At 60.6% G+C, this 20,584-nt stretch carries 18 protein-coding genes; 7 read left to right on the top strand and 11 right to left on the bottom strand.

All coding sequences use genetic code 11. The features are described 5' to 3' along the window. The 7 genes from VF672_RS12745 to VF672_RS12775 form a co-directional block, all read right to left on the bottom strand. Positions 1-1,104: a sn-glycerol-3-phosphate ABC transporter ATP-binding protein UgpC gene (locus VF672_RS12745; RefSeq protein ID WP_331104947.1), complete on the bottom strand. Its 1,104-nt coding sequence runs from the start codon at positions 1,102-1,104 to the stop codon at positions 1-3. 148 nt (positions 1,105-1,252) lie between these two features. Beyond that, positions 1,253-2,086 (bottom strand): carbohydrate ABC transporter permease, encoded by an 834-nt coding sequence (locus VF672_RS12750; protein ID WP_065991391.1) that lies wholly within the window; start codon positions 2,084-2,086, stop codon positions 1,253-1,255. A 10-nt stretch (positions 2,087-2,096) separates the two neighbouring features. Continuing rightward, entirely contained in the window at positions 2,097-3,029 is a 933-nt protein-coding gene (locus VF672_RS12755) for a sugar ABC transporter permease (protein WP_331104948.1), read from the bottom strand. 75 nt (positions 3,030-3,104) lie between these two features. Beyond that, the gene (locus tag VF672_RS12760; RefSeq protein WP_331104949.1) at positions 3,105-4,427 is read right to left on the bottom strand and encodes a sugar ABC transporter substrate-binding protein; all 1,323 of its coding nucleotides are present in this window, start codon (positions 4,425-4,427) and stop codon (positions 3,105-3,107) included. Between the two features lie 242 nt (positions 4,428-4,669). Then, entirely contained in the window at positions 4,670-5,575 is a 906-nt protein-coding gene (locus VF672_RS12765) for an AraC family transcriptional regulator (protein WP_331104950.1), read from the bottom strand. Between the two features lie 71 nt (positions 5,576-5,646). Continuing rightward, positions 5,647-5,967 carry a helix-turn-helix transcriptional regulator gene (locus VF672_RS12770; protein WP_331104951.1) on the bottom strand — a complete coding sequence of 107 codons (321 nt, stop codon included), beginning with the start codon at positions 5,965-5,967 and terminating at the stop codon, positions 5,647-5,649. After that, positions 5,960-6,271 carry a type II toxin-antitoxin system RelE/ParE family toxin gene (locus VF672_RS12775; protein ID WP_331104962.1) on the bottom strand — a complete coding sequence of 104 codons (312 nt, stop codon included), beginning with the start codon at positions 6,269-6,271 and terminating at the stop codon, positions 5,960-5,962. Before VF672_RS12775 ends, VF672_RS12770 begins: the two co-directional genes overlap by 8 nt. 345 nt (positions 6,272-6,616) lie before the next feature. Between VF672_RS12775 and VF672_RS12780 the strand changes: the two genes are divergently transcribed. Both VF672_RS12780 and cobF read left to right on the top strand, forming a co-directional pair. Next, positions 6,617-7,018, top strand: a complete 402-nt coding sequence (locus tag VF672_RS12780) for a type II toxin-antitoxin system HicB family antitoxin (RefSeq protein WP_331104952.1) — start codon at positions 6,617-6,619, stop codon at positions 7,016-7,018. Positions 7,019-7,089: 71 nt separating this feature from the next. Further along, the gene (gene cobF, locus VF672_RS12785) at positions 7,090-7,851 is read left to right on the top strand and encodes a precorrin-6A synthase (deacetylating) (protein WP_331104953.1); all 762 of its coding nucleotides are present in this window, start codon (positions 7,090-7,092) and stop codon (positions 7,849-7,851) included. An 18-nt stretch (positions 7,852-7,869) separates the two neighbouring features. Here cobF and VF672_RS12790 read toward each other — a convergent pair whose 3' ends face one another. Together VF672_RS12790 and VF672_RS12795 are read right to left on the bottom strand one after the other, a co-directional pair. After that, positions 7,870-9,075, bottom strand: coding sequence for a glycosyltransferase family 4 protein (locus VF672_RS12790; protein ID WP_331104963.1), 1,206 nt, complete (start codon positions 9,073-9,075; stop codon positions 7,870-7,872). An 88-nt stretch (positions 9,076-9,163) separates the two neighbouring features. Continuing rightward, positions 9,164-9,526: a response regulator gene (locus tag VF672_RS12795; RefSeq protein WP_331104954.1), complete on the bottom strand. Its 363-nt coding sequence runs from the start codon at positions 9,524-9,526 to the stop codon at positions 9,164-9,166. Positions 9,527-9,803: 277 nt separating this feature from the next. Between VF672_RS12795 and VF672_RS12800 the strand changes: the two genes are divergently transcribed. The 5 genes from VF672_RS12800 to VF672_RS12820 all read left to right on the top strand — a co-directional run bounded on the left by VF672_RS12800 (position 9,804) and on the right by VF672_RS12820 (position 16,965). Then, positions 9,804-13,313 carry a response regulator gene (locus tag VF672_RS12800; RefSeq protein WP_331104955.1) on the top strand — a complete coding sequence of 1,170 codons (3,510 nt, stop codon included), beginning with the start codon at positions 9,804-9,806 and terminating at the stop codon, positions 13,311-13,313. Positions 13,314-13,363: 50 nt separating this feature from the next. After that, entirely contained in the window at positions 13,364-14,185 is an 822-nt protein-coding gene (locus VF672_RS12805) for a protein-glutamate O-methyltransferase CheR (protein ID WP_331104956.1), read from the top strand. Further along, positions 14,182-14,799, top strand: a complete 618-nt coding sequence (locus VF672_RS12810) for a chemotaxis protein CheB (RefSeq protein ID WP_331104957.1) — start codon at positions 14,182-14,184, stop codon at positions 14,797-14,799. Before VF672_RS12805 ends, VF672_RS12810 begins: the two co-directional genes overlap by 4 nt. After that, on the top strand, positions 14,793-15,974 hold the full coding sequence (locus VF672_RS12815) for a hybrid sensor histidine kinase/response regulator (RefSeq protein WP_331104958.1): 1,182 nt from the start codon (positions 14,793-14,795) through the stop codon (positions 15,972-15,974). Before VF672_RS12810 ends, VF672_RS12815 begins: the two co-directional genes overlap by 7 nt. Before the next feature lie 613 nt (positions 15,975-16,587). Continuing rightward, the gene (locus VF672_RS12820) at positions 16,588-16,965 is read left to right on the top strand and encodes a response regulator (RefSeq protein WP_331104959.1); all 378 of its coding nucleotides are present in this window, start codon (positions 16,588-16,590) and stop codon (positions 16,963-16,965) included. Between the two features lie 72 nt (positions 16,966-17,037). Here the strand turns inward: VF672_RS12820 and VF672_RS12825 are convergent, their stop codons facing one another. Continuing rightward, a complete protein-coding gene (locus tag VF672_RS12825; protein ID WP_331104960.1) occupies positions 17,038-19,068 on the bottom strand; it encodes a response regulator in 2,031 nt (676 codons plus the stop codon). Beyond that, positions 19,065-20,549, bottom strand: a complete 1,485-nt coding sequence (locus VF672_RS12830; protein WP_331104961.1) for an ATPase domain-containing protein — start codon at positions 20,547-20,549, stop codon at positions 19,065-19,067. Before VF672_RS12830 ends, VF672_RS12825 begins: the two co-directional genes overlap by 4 nt. Positions 20,550-20,584: the final 35 nt, after the last annotated feature.

Consider the following 20,584-nt stretch of genomic DNA (forward strand, 5'->3'; position numbering starts at 1 on the left):
TCAGGCAGCAGCCTGCAGCGCGCGGCGGATGACTTGGCCCTGGGCGTCGAACAGGTGGCAATGCGCGCTGTTGAGGTGCAGCTTCAGGGTTTCGCCGTACTGGCTGGCCAGGTCCCCGCGTATGCGCATGGTCAGCGGTTCGCCGGAGGTGGTGCGCACGTGGCAGTAGGTGTCGCTGCCCAGGCGTTCGCTGACATCGGCGATGACGGTCAATTGGCAATCGCCCTCGTTGGCCAGCTCCAGGTGCTCGGGTCGAATACCCAGCGTCACCGCATCCCCCACGCTCTGTTGCGCGTTGGTGAAGGGCAGCAGCACGGTTGTGCCGGCGTCCAGCGTGACTTCACAGGCCGACGCTTCGATTCGGCTGATCTTGCCCTTGAGGAAGCCCATTTTCGGCGTGCCGAGAAAACCCGCGACGAACAGGTTGGCCGGGTGGTGGTAGAGCTCCAGCGGCGAGCCGACCTGTTCCACGCGGCCGCCGTTCAGCACGACGACCTTGTCGGCCAGGGTCATGGCTTCGACCTGATCGTGGGTGACATAAATCATCGTCGCCTGCAGTTCTTTATGCAGGCGCGACAGCTCCAGGCGGGTCTGTACGCGCAGGGCGGCGTCGAGGTTGGACAGCGGTTCGTCGAACAGAAAGATTTTCGGGTTGCGCACAATGGCGCGGCCGATCGCCACGCGCTGGCGCTGGCCGCCCGACAATTGCTTGGGCTTGCGCTCCAGCAGCGGACCCAGCTCAAGGATGCGCGCGGCCTCGTCGACCTTTTTCTGGACCTCGGCTTTTGGCGTGCCGGCCAGGTCCAGCGCGAATGACAGGTTTTTGCCGACGGTCATATGCGGGTACAGGGCGTAGGTCTGAAACACCATCGCCAGGTCGCGCTTGGCCGGAGTCACTTGGGTAATCTCCCGACCGTCGAGCTCGATGCTGCCGCTGGTGACGTCTTCCAGCCCGGCGATCAGGCGCAGCAGGGTGGATTTGCCGCAGCCCGACGGACCCACGAAGACCACGAATTCACGGTCTTTCACGTCCAGGTCGATGCCTTTGATGATCTGGTGGCCGTCGAAGCCTTTTTGCAGATTTCTGATTGTCAGGTTAGCCATGATGGGCTCCAGTTTTATTCTTCAAAATGTCGGGCGGTGTACATCTACCTCTAGGAGCCGGCTTGCTGGCGAACGCTTCAGATCAGACACCTCAGTGTCGAGTCTGGGATTGGGTTCGCCAGCAAGCCGGCTCCTACAGGGCCTTGTGTTATTTCACGGCACCAAACGACAGCCCGCGAACCAGTTGTTTCTGGCTGATCCAGCCGAAGATCAGGATCGGCGCGCAGGCCAGGGTCGACACCGCCGACAACTTGGCCCAGAACAAACCTTCAGGGCTTGAGTACGAGGCGATCAACGCGGTCAGCGGCGCGGCATTGGAGGAGGTCAGGTTCAGTGACCAGAACGCCTCGTTCCAGCACAGGATCAGCGACAGCAATGCCGTCGATGCCAGGCCGCCCTTGCAGATCGGGATCAGCACCCGAAAGATCTCCTGGCGAGTGGTCGCGCCGTCCAGCCGCGACGCCTCGAGGATTTCCCCGGGAATGTCTTTGAAGTAGGTGTAAATCATCCACACCACGATCGGCAGGTTGATCAGCGTGTAGATCACAATCAGTGCGATGCGCGAATCCAGCAGGCCGAAGGTCTTGGCCAGCAGGTAGATCGGCATCAGCACGCCCACCGGCGGCAGCATCTTGGTGGAGAGCATCCACAGCAGCGTGCCCTTGGTGCGTTTGGTTTCGAAAAACGCCATGGAGTAGGCCGCTGGCACCGCGATCAGCAGGCACAGGATCGTCGCGCTGAAGGAAATCAGGATCGAGTTCCAGGCGAAGTGGAAGTAGTCACTGCGCTCCTGGATGTGCAGGTAGTTTTCCAGGGTCGGCGTGAAAATGAACTGCGGCGGCGTGGCAAACGCGTCGATCTCGGTCTTGAAGCTGGTCAGGACCATCCAGAAGATCGGGAAGAAAATCAGCGCCGCGATCAGCCAGGACAAGGTGCCGAGCAGGGCACTTTGCAGGCGACGGGATTGTTTGAGCGTCATCATGACCTTGCCCTCAAGACTTGTCGGTGAGGTTTTTGCCGATCATCCGTACCAGGATGATCGCGGCAATGTTGGCGATCACGACGGCAATCAGACCGCCCGCCGATGCCATGCCCACGTCGAATTGCAGCAGTGCCTGGTTGTAGATCAGGTACGCCAGATTGGTTGAAGCGAAACCCGGACCGCCGTTGGTGGTGGTGAAGATTTCGGCGAACACCGAGAGCAGGAAGATCGTTTCGATCATCACCACCACGGCGATCGGGCGCGCCAGGTGCGGCAGGGTCAAGTGCCAGAAGATCGCAATCGGGCCGGCGCCGTCCAGCCGCGCCGCTTCCTTCTGTTCCTGATCCAGCGACTGCATGGCGGTCATCAGAATCAGAATCGCGAAGGGCAGCCACTGCCACGACACAATGATGATGATCGACAGCATCGGGTAATTGGCCAGCCAGTCCACCGGCTGGGCGCCGAACAGCTTCCAGACCCAGGCGAGAATCCCGGACACCGGATGGAAAATCAGGTTTTTCCAGATCAGCGCGCTGACCGTCGGCATGATGAAAAACGGCGAGATCAACAGCACACGGACGATGCCGCGACCGAAAAACTCGCTGGCTTCCAGTAACGCCGAGATCAGCACGCCGAGGATCACGCTGATGGCCAGCACACTGCCGACCAGCAGCAGCGTGTTCATGGCGCCGGGCAAAAAGCCTGCGTCGGTGACGAAGAATTCAAAGTTCTCAAGGCCGACGAATTCGTTCTCGCCGGGGTTGAGCAGGTTGTAGCGGATCAGCGAAAAATAGATGGTCATGCCCAACGGCACGATCATCCAGACCAGCAGCAACAGCACCGAAGGGCTGACCAGAAACCAGCCGGGTTTGGTGACGCTGCCTTTGGCGGACGATTTATCGTCGGCCGCGACGGTGCGTGGGGTGAGGGTTGAGGTGTTCATGTGGACTCCGAACCGGGCAAAAGCGTGAACGTGGGCGGCGGGCGACCGGCGCCCACCGCCTTCAAGCAACGGGTATCAGCCCTTTTTCGGGTAACCCGCGCGCTTCATTTCACGCTCTGCGACGCTTTGCGCATTGGTCAGTGCCTGATCCACGGAGGAAGTGCCCACCAGAGCCGCCGAGAACTGCTGGCCAACGGAGGTGCCGATCGACTGGAACTCGGGAATGGTCACCAGCTGGATGCCGACATACGGAACCGGTTTCAGGGTCGGCGCTTTCGGCGTGACGGCCTTGAGGGATTCCAGGGTGATGTTGGCGAACGGCGCGGCTTGTTTGTAGGCATCGGTGTAGGTGGATGCGCGGGTGCCTGGCGGTACGTTGGAGACGCCGTCTTTGGCGGCCACCAGCGCGGCGTACTCTTTGGAGGTCGCCCATTCGGTGAAGGCGCGTGCATCCTTGTCGTTTTTCGCGCTGGTCGGGATCGCCAGCGCCCACGAATACAGCCATGCCGAGCCCTTGTCGGTGACTTCATGGGGCGCGTAGGTGAAGCCCACATTGTCGGCCACTTTGCTTTGGGCCTTGTCGGTGACAAAGGAGCCGGCGACGCTGGCATCGACCCACATCGCGCATTTGCCGCTGTTGAACAGCGCGAGGTTTTCGTTGAAACCGTTGCTGGAGGCGCCCGGAGGGCCGTCCTTCTTCATCACGTTGGTGTAGAAGGTCAGCGCGTTTTTCCACTCAGGCTGGTCGAATTGCGGCTTCCACTGCTCATCGAACCAACGGGCGCCAAACGAGTTGGCGATGGTGGTGATCAGCGCCATGTTCTCGCCCCAGCCGGCCTTGCCACGCAGGCAGATGCCGTACTGTTCTTTGGACTTGTCGGTGAGCTTGTCGGCGAATTCGGACACCTGGGTCCAGGTCGGCCGCTCCGGCATGGTCAGACCCGCTGCTTTGAACAGGTCTTTGCGGTAGTAGGTGATGGAGCTTTCTGCGTAGAACGGCAGGGCGAACAGTTTGCCGTCAACCGACAAGCCATCGCGTACTGAAGGGAACACGTCGTCCAGAGCGTAGGACGCCGGCAGATCGTTCATTTCCTTGAGCCAGCCCTTGGCACCCCAGAGTGATGCTTCGTACATGCCAATGGTCAGCACGTCGAACTGGCCGCCCTTGGTGGCGATGTCGGTGGTCAGGCGCTGGCGCAGCACGTTTTCTTCCAACACCACCCACTTGAGCTTGATGTCAGGGTGCTGTTCTTCGAAGGTCTTGGACAGCCGCTGCATGCGGATCATGTCGCTGTTGTTCACCGTGGCGATGGTCACATCACCCGCCGTGGCGGTGTTGCACAGAGACAGGAGGGTCAGGCAGGTACCGGCAACGAGCACATGTGCAGAGGTCTTCATTTATCACTCCTCTTCTTCGCCCGGGTGGACGACAGAAGCTTGGTTATTGTTTTTGTTCCTTCCGGAGGCCAGGAAGAATGTCAGCTGATTACAGCCTTGTGAGCGCACGCTGACAAATCCTGCGGCGCACGTTAACTGATACTTTTTTGCACTGAAGATTCAAACGCTGACGCCGAAGAACGGCGCCAGCGCACGGGGCGGCGCACGTCCAGCGTAGTTGAACGGCAGCAAGCGGCAACGAATCAGTACAGGTTTTGTTCGGTGAGGCGCTGCACGGCGAGGCGGCGATAGTGCGAGGGGGTCATGCCTTTGAGCTGCTGGAAGCGGCGATTGAAGTTGGAGATGTTGTTGAAGCCTGACTCAAAACACACGTCGGTCACCGGACGGTCGCCGTCGGCAAGCAGTTCGCAGGACTTGCTGATGCGCAGCCGATTGACGAACTCGACAAAGCAGCGCCCGGTGGCCTGCTTGAACACACGAGAAAAGTAGGTCGGCTTCATGCCCAGATAGTCCGCGACTTCTTCCAGCGGCAGCTCGCGGGCGTAGTGGGTGAAAATGTATTCCACGGCTTTGTTGGTGCGCTCCACGGCGTGATCGTCGGACAGCTGCGAGGCAGTGGTCCCGGACAAGAGCTGAAAATCATCACTCGCGGCGAGCGCTTCCAACAGAATGAAGAAGTGCCCCAGGCGAGTCATGCCGGTGGTGTCGGCGATCTTCTGCATCAGCCGCGTGGCTTGTCGGATGGTGCGTTTGCAGCGGAATTCGATGCCGTATTGAGCGCGCTCGAGCAGCGGCGCCAGGGTCTTGAGTTCTGCGAACACCTGATTGCCGCTTTCCAGCAGCTCTTCGGTGAAATTGACCAGCATGTCGCGCTTGGGCACGACCTCGTCTTCCTCGATCTGGCTGATCCAGTTGTGCGGCAGGTTGGGGCCGGTGAAAAACAGCGATTCGGGGTAGAAATTGCCGATGTAATCGCCGACGAAGACCTTGCCGGAACTGGCGACAATCAGGTGCAGCTCGTATTCCTTATGGAAATGCCAGCGCACCAGCGGGCAGGGAAAACCGTGCTCGCGGTAGATGATCGACAGGCCATTGTGGTCGTCCATCAACTCATAGGAAGGGTCGGTCACTCTTGTTGTTTTGGTCATGCGGGGGCCGGTCGGAAGAATGGCGTGGGGCTAATGTGCACTATTTGCCGGACGGAATACAGACACGTGCTTCAAACGATCACCACCTCAACCCGGCCTTCCTTACGCGAGCGTGGGGCCGGCTTGACCACGATCTGCACGTCACGCCCAAGCCGCGCCAGGCAATCAATCATCCTCGTCTCACTGATGCCTCTGAATTTGCCGCGAAGCATCTCCGACACCTTGGGCTGCGGCATGCCGAGGATTTCCGCTGCCTGAATCTGTGTTAACTGGCGGGCTTTCAGAATGCTGCCAATCTCTGCGGCCAGTTGAGCCTTTACGAGCATCTCATCGGGGCTGGGGACGCCAATGTCGCTGTAGACATTGCCGCTGCCACGTTCGATTTCAGTCATGTTTGAGTCCTTTCCAGTGAGATTCAGCGGCCGTCAGCCGATGTTTGATCAAGGCAATATCGGGCTGCGGCGTCTTGATGTCTTTTGTCGACTTTTTCTGAAAACAATGGAGCACATAAACCGCGTCGCCAAAGCGCGGGGTATAGACCGCGCGATAGGTGTTGCCGTGAAAGTCTTCAACAACTTCAAGCACACCCGCGTGGCCAAAACCCTTCAGCGGCTTGCATTGGAAATACATGCCTCCGGTCTGTGCCAGGTAAAGGGCATATCCCATGGTGTCTTGAACATCGGCGGGCATGGTCATGAGGTCCTTTCGACTGCCGGCCACCCAGAAAAGCGGTTTTACAAATCCTTGTGACATGCTCGAATCTATACCTATATGGGTATCAGGTCAAACCGTCGTCCAGGTGGCGATGGCGGGGCGGTCACTATCACCAGCTATCCACCACTGCGCTATCCCGTAACTGTAACCCCATGAAAAAGTGCTGTGATCCGCGCAGATGGAGCGCGCCCGATGACATCCGGCCGGAAGGGGTGCATGGGGGCCGCCTCTGACCACGTTACATCCTGTCGCCTTAAAGAACTCCCACACCGTGGTTCAGGAAACTTCAGTGTGTACTATCCCCATCGGTCAAAAAAGGATAGGAATATGAAGTTACCCGTCGTTTTACATAAAGACCCTGACTCGGTCTACGGCGTTACGGTGCCTGACATTGCGGGCTGTGTTTCCGCTGGCGCGACCGTTAGCCAGGCGCTCGACAATGTGAAGGAAGCGCTCGTCTTGCATTTTGAAGGGCTGGTCGCTGACGGCGAGGCGCTGCCCCAGCCGCTGGACATCGACGCGCACATCAATAATCCGGATTACCAGGGCGGGGGCTGGGCCGTGGTCGAATTTGACGTGAAGCCCTACTTCGGCCGCTCTGTGCGGTTCAATGCGACGTTGCCTGAAGTGCTGCTCGAACGCATCGACGCCCGGGTCAGGAGTGATCAACGCTACCGCTCGCGCTCGGGTTTTCTGGCTACCGCCGCATTGCGCGAGCTCCACGAATAAGGCTTCGTTATGCCGCTTCGCAGCGGCATTGCGAGTGCCTGCCACCCATTCCCCTGGAGAAACCGCCAGCCATGAAAAAAATCCTCGTCATCGGCATCGGCGCGGGCAATCCCGAGCACATCACCGTTCAGGCCATCAATGCGCTGAATCGCACCCAAGTGTTGTTCATTCTGGATAAGGGTTACGCCAACGACGATCTGCTGGCGCTTCGACGGGATATCTGCGAGCGCTACATCACGGGCCGTGACTATCGCCTGGTGCAGGTGAGCGATCCCGGGCGCAAGGACGATTCCCCGTCTTATCGCAGCGGTATCGAACACTGGCACGAGCAGCGCGCCGTGCTGTTTGAACAATTGATTGCCGATGAAGTGCACGCTGGCCAGACCGGGGCGTTTCTGGTGTGGGGTGACCCGGCCCTGTATGACGGCACGATGCGGATTCTCGATAAGGTGCTCGCTCGCGGCCGTGAGTCATTCGACTATGAGGTGATTCCCGGCATCACCAGCGTGCAGGCGCTGGCCGCCGGGCACCGCATTGGTCTGAATCGGATCGGTGAGCCCATCCAGATCACCACGGGCCGGGAACTTGCGGCGGAGCAGGGCGGCCATATCCGCAACAGCGTGGTGATGCTGGACGCGCACTGCACCTTCGAGCGCTTCGTCGATGAGGATCTGCACATTTATTGGGGGGCTTACCTGGGCACCCCTGATGAGGTGCTCATTTCAGGACGGCTGCGCGAGGTCAGCGCGCAGATTCGTCAGGCGCGAGAGGCGGCGCGGGCACAAAAGGGCTGGATCATGGACACTTACCTGTTGCGCCGCGCGGTCTGCTAAGCGAACGCGCCGCGCACCTCAGGCAGGCTTGTTCTTCGCTTCGATCCACTGCGACATGTACTGAGTGCTCTTGTGCTGATGGTGGCGAAGCATGGCGCCGGTGAAGTGGGCCGCGCGATGGGCAGCCAGGGTGTCGCGCAACGCGTAGATGCGCTGAATGAGCGCTGCGCAATGCTGCTCATGGCCAAAACGCGCTGGCAGCAATTGCCACCCATCCCGTTGCGCCTGGGCCCAGCGTGCCTGATCGGTGTAGAGGCTGACGGCCGCGTCTGCCAGCCCTTGCGCATCGCAGGCCACGGCGCCGGGAAACGCCAGTTCGCCGTGCATGGCCTCGGCGCCCATGGGCGTGGTCACCGTCGGCGTGCCGCAGACCATGGCGTCGATGATCTTGCCCTTGATCCCCGCGCCGAAGCGCAACGGCGCCAGGGAAACCCGCGCCGCGCCCATGACCTCCAGCGCGTCTTCAGCCCAGTTCATGATGTGAAACCCCTGCGTGGGGTTATGCAGCGCCGCAGCCTTGGGCGGCGTGTAGGCGCCGTACACATGAAGCTGCGCCGCAGGCAGTTGCGCGCGGATCAGCGGCCAGACGGTGTTTTTCAGCCACAGCACGGCGTCCCAGTTCGGGGCGTGGCGGAAGTTGCCGATGCTGATGAAGTGCGCCCGGTCCTCGAAGCGCCTCGAGTGCGAAGCGGCGTTGCGCACCAACAGCGGCGTCCAGTGCAACTGCGCAGCCGGCACAGAGAACTGCTCGGTCAACAGGTCGATTTCGACGTCGGACACCATCAGGCTCAGGTCGCTGCGATGGATAGCGGCGACCTCGCGCTGGGCCAGATCAGTGATCGCCATCCAGGCAAAGAGCTGCTCCGGTGAGGCGCGGAAAAAATCGGACAGGTCAGCATCGGGCTTGCCGTTGAGCAGGCCCTTGACGGCTTGATGACGGGCATTGCGCAGGCTTTGCAGGTCGGAACTTTCCAGCAGACGAATCGCGTTGGGGCACTGTTTCTCGACGCGCCAGCCAAACTGCTCTTCCATCAGGAACTGGTCGAACAGCACCACGTCGGGTTGCAGTTCACCGATAAAGGCATCGAAGCTGCTGTGATTGAGCGCGATGGCGACTTCGGTGATGCCCAGCGTCGCGAGATCGGCCTTGTGCTCGCCTTCGGTGGCGGCGCTGGCGAAGGTGATCTGCCAGCCCTGCTCGAGAAAGCAGTCGATCAGTTGCATGACATGGCCGCTGGCTGCTGACGAGCGCGGCTCGGGCCACACGTAACCGATGATCAGGACGTGAAGCGGGGCGCGCTGCCCCAGTGGCTCAATGGCCAAGGATGCCGTTGACCTTGTCGCGCAGCTGATCGATGGAAAACGGCTTGCCGATGTTGTGCATGCCGGCCGGCACCTCAACGGAATCGGCGTAACCGCTGGCGAACAACACCGGAATGTCGGTGCGCAGCTCACGGGCCAGCAGGGCGAGTTCCCGACCGTTCATGTCGGGCAGGCCCAGGTCGGTCATCATCAGGTCAATGGGCTGGTCGGCGTTTTTCAGCACCACCAGAGCCTCACCGGCGTCGGCTGCTTCAAGCACGCTGTACTCAAGCTCCTCGAGGACGTCGACGATCAACATCCGGACGATGTCGTCATCTTCGACCACCAGGATCGTGCTGGGTGAGTCGGACATGGAAAATTCCTTAGGTGGGCGGTGAGGCATCGCACGCGGCTTATCAAGGTGCAGTGTGCAGCGTTTTGCTGGGGGCGCAATTGTGCCAACTTCCGCGCCGCAACAACATGGTTCAAATGAGTGTAGTGGCTTTTGGATTCCACTCAAACGTATAGTGTCAATCAGCCGCGTCTTGATTTAATGCCAGATAATTCAGCGTAGTACGTCGGAGGCTGGAGTTTTAGCCGACGTTTACGGCACACTCCGTCGTTTAGACGAATCCGCCCGAGCCCTTGCGATGATCCCCACCTCTGCAGTTGATGAGCAACGTTTCCGCAAATTGTTAAGCCGCAACGTGAGTTTACCTTTGGCCGTCGGCGTGCTGAGCGCGGCCTTCTTCGTCATTCTGATTTCCTATCTGTTGTCGGCCATCCAGTGGGTGGAGCACACGGATCGGGTGATCAACAATATCAACCGTTCGCTGAAGCTGTCGGTGGACATGGAAACCGGCATGCGCGGGTTTCTGCTGACCGGCGATGAGCGTTTTCTCGACCCGTACGAAGTGGCCAAGCCGGCCATCAGCACCGAGCTCCAGGGGCTTGAAGAGCTGGTCGCTGACAACCCGGAACAGGTCGATCGCTTCAAGCGGCTGGCGGCATTGCAGTCCTCGTGGAACGCCTTTGCCCAGGAGATGATTACCCTGCGCCGCTCAGGGGGCGACTACCAGACGCCGATCCAGAACCGTCGCGGCAAGCGCCTTTCTGACGAGATGCGCGATCAGTACGAGCAGGCGGCCAACGTCGAGCACCAGCTGCGTCTGACCCGTAACACGGACGTGACCCACACTACGGTGCTGTCGGTGTCCCTGTACATCGCGTTCATTCTGATCGTCAGTGGCCTGCTTGCCTGGGTCGGTCGTCGCGACATGACGACCTTGTCCGACACTTATGCGGCCAATCTCAAGGCACAGCAAACGGACGCCGAGCGCCTGTCCCATGTCGCCTGGCTGCGTAACGGTCAGAGCGAACTGGCCGAGCAGGTCATCGGCCAGCTGACCCTCAACTTGCTGGGTCGCAACGTGCTGCACTTCTTCGCCCAGTACCTCGGCGCGGTGGTGGCGGCCGTGTATGTGCGCCAGGAACAAGGCGGTCTGGTGCGCGTCGCGTCCTATGGTTTCTCCCGCGAGCAGGAACTGCACGAGCAGTCGATCTACAGCGGCGAAGGGGTGGTCGGCAAAGCGGCGGAGCAGGACCAGATCATCACCCTGGACAATGTGCCTCAAGACTACTTCAAAGTGACCTCCGGGCTCGGCGAAGGCTCGCCGCGCAGCGTGGTGGTGGTGCCGACCAGTAACGATGATCACGTCAACGGCGTGATCGAACTGGGCTTCCTCCGCGAGCTGACCCCGCGTGACCTGGAGTTCCTGGAACTGGTGGCCGAGAACGTCGGCACCTCGATTGAGGCCGCGCGTTACCGTCAGCGCTTGCAGGAAGTGCTTGCCGAAACCCAACAGCTCAACGAAGAGCTTCAGGTGCAGCAGGAAGAGCTGCGCACCGCCAACGAAGAGCTCGAAGAGCAGTCGCGTATCCTCAAGGAATCCCAGGCCCACCTGGAAACCCAGCAGGCGGAGCTGGAGCAGACCAACGAGCAGTTGTCGGAGCAGGGCAAGGCACTGGCTGACCAGCGTGACGCGCTGGACCGCAATAATGAAGAACTGCATATCGCTCAGGTCGAGCTGGAAGCCCGCGCCGAAGAGCTGCAGCGCTCCAGCAAATACAAATCCGAATTCCTCGCCAACATGTCCCACGAACTGCGCACTCCGCTGAACAGTTCGTTGATTCTGGCCAAGCTGCTGGCCGAGAACCCCCAGGACAACCTCAGCGAAGAACAGGTCAAGTTTGCCGAATCGATCTACTCGGCCGGCAATGACCTGCTCAACCTGATCAACGACATTCTGGACATCTCCAAGGTCGAAGCCGGCAAGCTGGACATGCGCCCGGAAAACAGCAGCGTCAGCCGATTGGTGGAGGGGCTGCGCATGACCTTTCAGCCACTGGCGGGCGAGAAGAAGCTGGAGTTCTCGGTGGAGATTCAGTCGGGCACGCCGGTCTCGGTGTACACCGATCGCCAGCGCCTGGAGCAGATCCTCAAGAACCTGCTGTCCAACGCCATCAAGTTCACTGAAAGCGGCGCGGTCAGCCTGACCGTGTCGCGGCAGCCCGGCGAGGGCGTGGCCTTCACCGTCCGCGACTCCGGCATCGGGATTGCCGAAGAACAGCAGGAAAGCATTTTCGAGGCGTTCCGTCAGGCCGATGGCACCACTAACCGGCGTTACGGCGGCACTGGCCTGGGCCTGTCGATTTCCCGCGATCTGGCGCGCCTGCTGGGGGGCTCGATCAGCGTCACCAGCGCGCCGGGGCAGGGCAGTATTTTCACCTTGGTGCTGCCGGAAGAGTACGTCGAGCGGGAGCCTTCGCAGTACGCCGATGCCCCAGTGGCTGCTGTTCAACCAGAGCACGTGCCAGTGCGCATTACGCCGCCCGCGCCGGTTCCCGCAAGGCCTGCACCGCCGGCCGAGGCCATTCCGCGGTTTGCTGATGACCGCGAAAAGGCGCCGTTCAGCAAGCGCTGCATTCTGGTCATCGAAGATGAAGTGCGTTTCGCCCACATCCTCTATGACCTGGCCCACGAGCTTGGCTATAACTGCCTGGTGGCCCACGCCGCTGACGAGGGCTTTGACCTGGCTGCGGCGTTCATACCGGACGCGATCCTGCTGGACATGCGCCTGCCCGACCATTCCGGTCTGACCGTGCTGCAACGCCTCAAAGAACTGCCGAGTACCCGGCACATCCCGGTGCACGTCATCTCCGTCGAAGACCGCCAGGAAGCCGCGCTGCAGATGGGCGCGATCGGCTATGCCGTCAAGCCGACCACCCGCGAAGAGCTCAAGGACGTTTTCGCCCGCCTCGAAGCCAAGCTCACGCAGAAGGTCAAGCGCATCCTGCTGGTGGAAGACGACGCCTTGCAGCGCGACAGCATTGCACGCCTGATCGGCGACGATGACATCGAGATCACCGCTGTCGGGTTTGCCCAGGATGCCCTCGAGCTGCTGCGCGACAACGCCTACGACTGCATGATCATCGACTTGAAGCTGCCTGACATGCTGGGCAATGAATTGCTCAAGCGCATGTCCACCGACGAGATCTGCGCGTTCCCGCCGGTCATCGTCTACACCGGGCGCAACCTGACCCGGGATGAAGAAGCCGAGCTGTTGAAGTACTCGCGCACCATCATCATCAAGGGCGCGCGCTCGCCGGAACGCCTGCTCGACGAAGTGACGCTGTTCCTGCACAAGGTCGAGTCGCAGATGTCGAACGAGCGCCAGAAGATGCTCAAGACCGCGCGCAGCCGCGATCGGGTGTTCGAGGGGCGCAAGATCCTGGTGGTCGACGACGACGTGCGCAATATCTTCGCCCTGACCAGCGCCCTGGAGCACAAGGGCGCCATCGTCGAGGTCGGGCGCAACGGCCTGGAAGCGATCGAAAAGCTCAACACCGTCGATGACATCGACCTGGTGCTGATGGACGTGATGATGCCCGAGATGGACGGCTACGAAGCCACCATCGAGATCCGCAAGAACCCGCGCTGGCGCAAGCTGCCGATCATCGCCGTGACCGCCAAGGCCATGAAAGACGACCAGGAGCGCTGCCTGCAGGCGGGCTCAAATGACTATCTGGCCAAGCCGATCGATCTGGACCGGTTGTTTTCGCTCATTCGTGTGTGGCTACCGAAGATGGAACGTATCTGACTGATCCGAATCAATTGACCACGCCCGTTGCCCGACCCAGAGTGTTGCCGATGCACCTTGAGAGAGACGCCGATATCGAGTTGCGCTTGCTGATTGAAGCGATCTACTTGAAGTACAGCTACGATTTCCGCGATTACTCGGGCGCGTCGGTGAAACGACGGGTGTCGCACGCGTTGCGTCAGTTTGAACTGAAGACCATTTCCGCCTTGCAAGACAGGGTCCTGCATGACCCTTCGGCGTTCATGCAGCTGCTGCAGTTCCTCACCATCCCGGTCAGCGAGATGTTCCGCGACCCCACGCACTTCCTCGCCATACGCGAGGAGGTCGTGCCGCTGCTCAAGACCTACCCGTCGCTGAAAATCTGGATCGCCGGCTGCAGCACCGGCGAAGAGGTCTACTCCATGGCCATCCTGCTGCGCGAGGAAGGCCTGCTTGACCGCACGATCATCTACGCCACCGACATCAATCCGCATTCCCTGGAGAAGGCCAAGCAGGGCATTTTTTCCATGGAAAACATCCGCGGCTACAACGAGAACTACCTGAAAGCCGGCGGCAAGCGGGATTTTTCGACGTACTACACCGCGGCCTACGATTACGCGATTTTTGACAAGACCCTGCGCGAGAACGTCACTTTCGCCGACCACAGCCTGGCAACCGACAGCGTGTTCTCCGAGACCCAGTTGATCTCCTGCCGCAACGTGCTTATCTACTTCAACAAGAAGCTGCAGGACCGGGCCTTCGGGCTGTTTCACGAGTCCCTCTGCCATCGGGGCTTCCTGGTGCTGGGCAGCAAGGAAACCCTGGACTTTTCCGGGTACAAAGACCGGTTCGACCCCTTGGTCAAGCTCGAGCGGATCTACCGCAAATCATGAAAACGTCATTTCCTGGCACCACGGCCAATCAGCATCCGTTGCCGGTGGTGGAAGCGATTGTGGTCGGCGCGTCGGCCGGCGGGGTCGAGGCGCTGCTGAAGATTTTTCGCACGCTGCCCAAGGGTTATCGGCTGCCGATCCTGACGGTGCTGCATGTGCCAGACCAGCGTCGCAGTCAATTGGCCGAGGTCTTCGCCGTGAACCTGGCGATTCCGGTCAAGGAAGCGGACGACAAGGAAACCATCAAGCCGGGCACGTTGTATTTTGCCGGGCCGAGCTATCACCTGTCGATCGAGAATGATCTCAGCCTGTCTCTGAGCCAGGAAGACCGGGTTCACCACTCGCGCCCGAGTATCGACATTCTCTTCGAGTCGGCCGCCGACGCGTACGGCAACCGCCTGGCGGGTGTGCTGCTGACCGGCGCCAACAGCGATGGCGCGCGCGGAATGGCACGAATCAAGGAGTACGGTGGTCTCACCGTGGTCCAGGACCCGGCCCAGGCGCTGGCGCGAACCATGCCCGAGGCGGCACTTGCCCTCCATACGCCGGACTTTCTATTGCCTTTGCCCGACATCGGGTCCCTGCTTGTCGAGCTGGAACGAATTGCATGCTGAGTGAAATAAAAGCCAAACTGCTGATCGTCGATGATTTGCCCGAGAACCTGCTCGCCCTCGAAGCGCTGATCAAGCGTGAGGACCGTCAGGTGTTCAAGGCGCTGTCCGCGGACGAGGCGTTGTCGTTGCTGCTCGAACACGAGTTTGCGATGGCCATTCTCGATGTCCAGATGCCGGGCATGAACGGCTTCGAGCTCGCCGAGCTGATGCGCAGCACCGAGAAAACCAAGAACATCCCCATCGTGTTCGTCAGTGCCGCCGGGCGCGAGCTGAACTACGCCTTCAAGGGCTACGAGAGCGGTGCGGTGGATTTCCTGCACAAGCCCCTCGACATCCATGCGGTCAAGAGCAAGGTCAACGTGTTCGTTGATTTGTATCGCCAGCGCAAAGCCCTCAAACAGCAGCTCGAAGAACTTGAACGCAGCCGACAGGAGCAGGAAGCCCTGCTGCGCGAACTCAAGTCCACGCAGAACGAGCTGGAGCGCGCCATCCGGATGCGCGACGACTTCATGTCCATCGTCTCCCACGAAGTGCGCACACCGCTTAACGGGCTGATTCTGGAAACACAGCTGCGCAAGCTGCACCTGGCCAAGGACAACGCGTCGGCGTTCACCATGGAGAAGCTTCGCGCCATGGTGGACCGCGACGAGCGGCAGATCCAGAGCCTGATTCGTCTGATTGAAGACATGCTCGACGTGTCGCGAATTCGAACCGGCAAACTGTCGATCCGCACCAGCCCCTTCGATCTGTCCGAGCTGGTGATCAATCTGGTAGAAAGTTACGCCGCCCAGATCGCCGCCGCGGGCAGCGTCGTGACCCTTCACGCTGACACGCCGGTGATTGGCGTGTGGGATGAGTTCCGCATCGAACAGGTGGTGGCGAATCTGCTCACCAATGCGTTGCGCTACGGCGCGCACAAGCCCATCGAAGTGCGGGTGTACAGCGAGGCGGGCGAGGCGCGGGTCGAAGTGCGCGACCACGGCATCGGCATCAGCCCGGAGAACCAGAAGCGCATCTTCCAGCAGTTCGAGCGGGTCGCGGCGAGTCACGCGGTGGCGGGGCTGGGCCTTGGGCTGTTCATCTCCGATCAGATCGTCAGCGCCCACGGCGGCCGCATCAACGTCGAGAGCGAAGAGGGCGAGGGATCGATGTTCCGGGTATCGCTGCCGCTCTGATCAAGATCTTTAAGATCAAGATCACAAGCGTCTGCCTGGGGGCAGACTGTTTCGCCTTCGGCGACTTACTTTTGAAAAGCCGGGAGCCGGACCAACCAAAAGTAAGCAAAAGTGCCTGCTCATGGTTAGGCCCTTCCTTCGTCAGGGTTCCTTCACGCAGGTCCCGCTCCATGGGCCCGCTGCCATCCGCCATCCATGGCGGGGGGCAGCTCTCGCCGCATCCATGCGGCTCGGCCCACTCCGCGAAACCTGCGTTCAGCCTGCACCCAAGTCGCGTTTGCGGTGTCTGGGCTATCGCGTAGAAGATCAACAGCAAAAGCTTCCCGGCTAAAGCCGGTCCTACGGTTGGAGCCATTCCCACTGACTGACGCGCTGCTGTTTAGTGGCACCGGCTTTAGCCGGGAAGAGGCCATCCCAGACGCCAACAATTTTGCTGACTGAATGCGCCCCGCCTGAAGGACGCGGAGCGTCTAGCGCTGCGTTACCACGCCAAGCGTGGGAACGATCAAATCAACCGCTCTCGAGGTCTTCATCAAATAACTGTTTTTCTGCGCAACCTCCAGCGCAGGCCATGGTCGTAATGGCAGCTATCTATAAGATCAAAGGCGTTCAAATGAGCTCTGATGCAGAAAATGTCGTACTCATCGTCGAAGACGAGCCGCTCATTCTGATGCTGCTGTCCGACTACCTGTCGGGTGAAGGCTATCGGGTGTTGCAGGCGGAGAACGGGGAGCAGGCATTCGAAATCCTTGCCACCAAGCCCCACCTCGATTTGATGATCACCGATTACCGCCTGCCTGGCGGCGTGTCCGGTGTAATGATTGCCGAGCCCGCGGTGAAGCTGCGACCGGAGCTCAAGGTGATCTTCATCAGCGGTTATCCGGCAGAGATCGTGGACTCGGGCAGCCCGATCGCCAAAAAGGCCCCCATTCTGGCCAAGCCGTTCACCATGGAAACCCTGCACACGCAGATCCAGTCCCTGCTCAACTAAGCGCCCGGACGAGCAAAGCCACAGACAACAAAGCCGGCAATCGCCGGCTTTCATGTTTTGACCCGTCTCGCTTCAGCCCTCGATCATCTCCCGCACCTTGGCCGTCAGTTGGTCAAAGGCAAACGGCTTGGTGATCATCTGCATGCCTTCTTCGAGAAATCCCGAGCGCGCACTGGCGTTTTCCGCATAGCCGGTGATGAACAGCACTTTGAGGTCGCTGCGCATTTGCCGCCCGATGTCAGCCAACTGGCGTCCGTTCATGCCTGGCAGGCCCACGTCGCTGATCATCAAATCAATGCGCTGACCGGACTCCAGGATCGGAATCGCTCCCACGGCGTCTCCCGCTTCCACGTACGCGTAGCCCAATTCGCCGAGCACCTGGCTGACCAGCGCTCGCACGGCGGGGTCGTCTTCGACCAGCAGAATGGTTTCGCCTTCGCGGGCCTGCGCCGTGTCATTGGGGAGCGCAGGATCATCCTGCTGGGCCGCCCCTTGATAGCGCGGCAGAAACAACTGCACCGTGGTGCCGTCTCCCACCTGGCTTTCGATCGACACGTGTCCATGTGATTGCTTGGTAAAACCATAAATCATCGACAAGCCCAGGCCTGTGCCCTGGCCGATTGGCTTGGTGGTGAAAAACGGATCGAATGCCCTGCTAATGACGGTCTCCGGCATGCCGCAGCCGGTGTCACGGACGCTAAGCACGACGTAATCGCCCGGCAGCAGGTTTTCGTGGGCGTTGGTGAAATCGCGGTCGAGACGGCGGTTGAAGGTTTCAATCATCAGCATGCCGCCATCGGGCATGGCGTCGCGGGCGTTGAGTACCAGGTTGAGGAGCGCGCTTTCAAGCTGGTTCGGGTCGGCCTCGGCGGTCCACAACTCTGGGTCCAGGCACATGTCCAGGCGGATGCTCTCGTTGACGCTGCGGTTGAGCAGTTCGCCCATGGAGTTGACCAGGTCATTCATCAGTACGGGCTTGGGGTCCAGCGACTGACGCCGCGAAAACGCCAGCAAGCGATGGGTCAAGGCAGCGGCGCGGTTGGCCGAGGTCACGCCCAGGTCGATCAGGCCATCAAGGTCGTCCAGCCGACCCCGCTGCAGCCTGCGCCTTAGCAGTTCCAGGCTACCGATGATGCCCGTGAGCATGTTGTTAAAGTCATGGGCGATGCCGCCGGTGAGCTGTCCGACTGCTTCCATCTTCTGCGACTGACGCAGCACCTCCTCGTTATGGCGCAGTTGCGAGGTGCGTTCCTCGACCTCCTGCTCCAGCGTCTCGTTGAGCCGGCGCAGCTGGTGTTCGGCCAGCTTGCGTTCGGTGATGTCCGAGGTCACACCGGACAGCAGACTGACGCGGCCATTGCGCGCCCGAATCGCCCGGGCGCGGATGTCCACCCAGTGCACCGAGCCGTCCGGCCAGACGTTGCGGAACTCGATGATGAAGTCCGCGCCGCTGTCCAGGCTCTGCTGCAAGACGGACTGCATGCGAGGCTGGTCTTCGGGGTCCACCGAACTCAGCCAGTCGTGATAGGGCAGCGCATCGCGCTCGTGCCGGCCAAAGTGCGCCTTGGTGATGGCTGAGCATTCCAGCGCAAGAAACTCGGTGTCCAGCTGCCAGGATCCCAGCCGTCCCGCCTTCAGCGCATGTTGCAGGCGTTGCTCACTTTCCAGCAGCTCTTCCAGACGCGTTCGGGCTTCGTATTGTCGTCGGCGCCCGCGCACAGCGGTGCTCACAAGACTGATGAGCGTGGCGGGATGGAAAGGCCGCTCCAGAAACGTCACGTTGCCAAGCATCTTGCCCAGATGCGCCGAAGGGTTCTGTTTCGGGCCGCCGTGGTGGGTCAACAGCACGATGGGGAAGTCCGACCAGGCCGGTTGATTGGCCAGCAGGCTGAGCAGCGGGTTGATGTCCGCGCTGCGCAAGGCCTCGTCAGCGATGATCGCCAGACCCGCGCCAGACATCAGCTCGCCGCACAGCTGGGCGAGGTCGTGGGTAATGATTGCCGGGTAGCCGGCCTCCTGGAGCATGGTCAACGCGAGCTGGCTGTCCCGTCCGTGGGGGGCCAGGATGATGGCCCGTTCCGAGAGTTGTCCCTGAGTGCTCACGCGTCAGCGTCCCGCAACAACGGATTGTTCTCGCCGTGATAATGGGGGATGCCACGCAATACGCCCTGGAAAGCGTCCAGCGGTTCGCCGATGGTCATGCCGGACGCACCGATGCGGTATTCGCGAATAGTCGATTCATGGGTGCCTGTGCGTTTCTTGATGATGGAGATGGCCCGACGAACCTGGCCCAGTGCTTCGAAGTAACGCAACAGAATGACCGTGTCAGCCAGATAGGTAACGTCGACGGGCGTCTGCATGTCACCGACCAGACCGTGCTGGGCAACGGTCATGAAGGTCGAAGCGCCCTGTCGATTGAGGTAGAGCAGCAGCTCGTGGACGTGCAGCACCAGGGCATTCTCTTCGGGCATGGCGGCCTGATAGCCGTTCAGGCTGTCGATCACCACGGTCTGAATTCCCTGTTCATCCACGCAGCGTCGCACCCGATGGGAAAACTCCCCGGGTGACAGCTCGGCGGCGTCCACTTGTTCAATGACCAGGTTGCCGGTCTGTTCCAGGGCGTGGAGGTCGATGCCCAGCTTGATCATCCTCGCATACAGCAGGCCGATCTCTTCATCGAAGATGAACAGCGCCGCTTTTTCGCCGCGCTCCACCGCCGCGGCGGCAAACTTCAGCGCGATCAGCGATTTGCCGGTGCCCGCAGGGCCGAGGATCAGCGTGCTGGAGCCGCTGTCCATACCGCCGCCGAGCAGGGCATCGACTTCCTTGATGCCGCTGCTGAACTGTCTGCTGACATACCCGGTGCGGTGCTCGGCCGCCACCAGGCGCGGAAACACCTGAATGCCGTCGGCCATGATGGTGAAGTCGTGAAAACCGCCGCGGTATTTCTGGCCGCGGTACTTCACCACCCGCAGGCGTCGGCGCTCGGCGCCATAGGTTGGCGTCAGCTCCTCAAGGCGGATGACGCCGTGGGCAACGCTGTGCACGGTTTTGTCCAGAGACTCGGTGGTGAGATCGTCGAGCAGCACCACGGTGGTGTCGTAGCGTGCGAAGTAGTGCTTGATCGCCAGGATCTGCCGGCGGTAGCGCAACGAACTCTGTGCCAGCAGACGGATCTCGGACAGGCTGTCGATGATCACCCGCGAAGGTTTGACCTTTTCGACTATTTCGAAAATCTGTTTGGTCGCCTCACCCAGTTCAAGGTCCGAGGAGTACAGCAAACTCTGCTGATGCGCAGCGTTGAGGAGATCCTCAGGAGGCGTCAGTTCAAATACTGAAATGTTCTCGTCCAGTTCCCAGCCGTGGGAACGTGCGCCATCGCGCAATTCACGTTCGGTTTCAGACAGCGTGATGTACAGACCGCGTTCGCCAGCCGCCGAGCCCGCCAGCAGAAACTGCAGCGCGACGGTGGTCTTGCCGGTGCCGGGCTCTCCTTCAAGGAGAAATACGTGGCTGCGCGAAAGACCACCCGCGAGGATGTCGTCCAGGCCCACGATACCGGTTGCCGCTTTTGATGTAGTCAAGAATCGCCCTCTTGCGACCTGAGAAAGGGGCGGGC

The sequence above is a fragment of the Pseudomonas sp. genome (assembly GCF_036387035.1).
In the GTDB taxonomy this organism is placed as follows: Bacteria; Pseudomonadota; Gammaproteobacteria; order Pseudomonadales; family Pseudomonadaceae; genus Aquipseudomonas.

Bases quoted from the DNA above. Each gene is read 5' to 3' on its own strand.
- VF672_RS12745 (WP_331104947.1), bottom strand. From the start codon at position 1,104: ATGGCTAACCTGACAATCAGAAATCTGCAAAAAGGCTTCGACGGCCAC.
- VF672_RS12750 (WP_065991391.1), bottom strand. From the start codon at position 2,086: ATGATGACGCTCAAACAATCCCGTCGCCTGCAAAGTGCCCTGCTCGGC.
- VF672_RS12755 (WP_331104948.1), bottom strand. From the start codon at position 3,029: ATGAACACCTCAACCCTCACCCCACGCACCGTCGCGGCCGACGATAAA.
- VF672_RS12760 (WP_331104949.1), bottom strand. From the start codon at position 4,427: ATGAAGACCTCTGCACATGTGCTCGTTGCCGGTACCTGCCTGACCCTC.
- VF672_RS12765 (WP_331104950.1), bottom strand. From the start codon at position 5,575: ATGACCAAAACAACAAGAGTGACCGACCCTTCCTATGAGTTGATGGAC.
- VF672_RS12770 (WP_331104951.1), bottom strand. From the start codon at position 5,967: ATGACTGAAATCGAACGTGGCAGCGGCAATGTCTACAGCGACATTGGC.
- VF672_RS12775 (WP_331104962.1), bottom strand. From the start codon at position 6,271: ATGACCATGCCCGCCGATGTTCAAGACACCATGGGATATGCCCTTTAC.
- VF672_RS12780 (WP_331104952.1), top strand. From the start codon at position 6,617: ATGAAGTTACCCGTCGTTTTACATAAAGACCCTGACTCGGTCTACGGC.
- cobF (WP_331104953.1), top strand. From the start codon at position 7,090: ATGAAAAAAATCCTCGTCATCGGCATCGGCGCGGGCAATCCCGAGCAC.
- VF672_RS12790 (WP_331104963.1), bottom strand. From the start codon at position 9,075: ATGCAACTGATCGACTGCTTTCTCGAGCAGGGCTGGCAGATCACCTTC.
- VF672_RS12795 (WP_331104954.1), bottom strand. From the start codon at position 9,526: ATGTCCGACTCACCCAGCACGATCCTGGTGGTCGAAGATGACGACATC.
- VF672_RS12800 (WP_331104955.1), top strand. From the start codon at position 9,804: ATGATCCCCACCTCTGCAGTTGATGAGCAACGTTTCCGCAAATTGTTA.
- VF672_RS12805 (WP_331104956.1), top strand. From the start codon at position 13,364: ATGCACCTTGAGAGAGACGCCGATATCGAGTTGCGCTTGCTGATTGAA.
- VF672_RS12810 (WP_331104957.1), top strand. From the start codon at position 14,182: ATGAAAACGTCATTTCCTGGCACCACGGCCAATCAGCATCCGTTGCCG.
- VF672_RS12815 (WP_331104958.1), top strand. From the start codon at position 14,793: ATGCTGAGTGAAATAAAAGCCAAACTGCTGATCGTCGATGATTTGCCC.
- VF672_RS12820 (WP_331104959.1), top strand. From the start codon at position 16,588: ATGAGCTCTGATGCAGAAAATGTCGTACTCATCGTCGAAGACGAGCCG.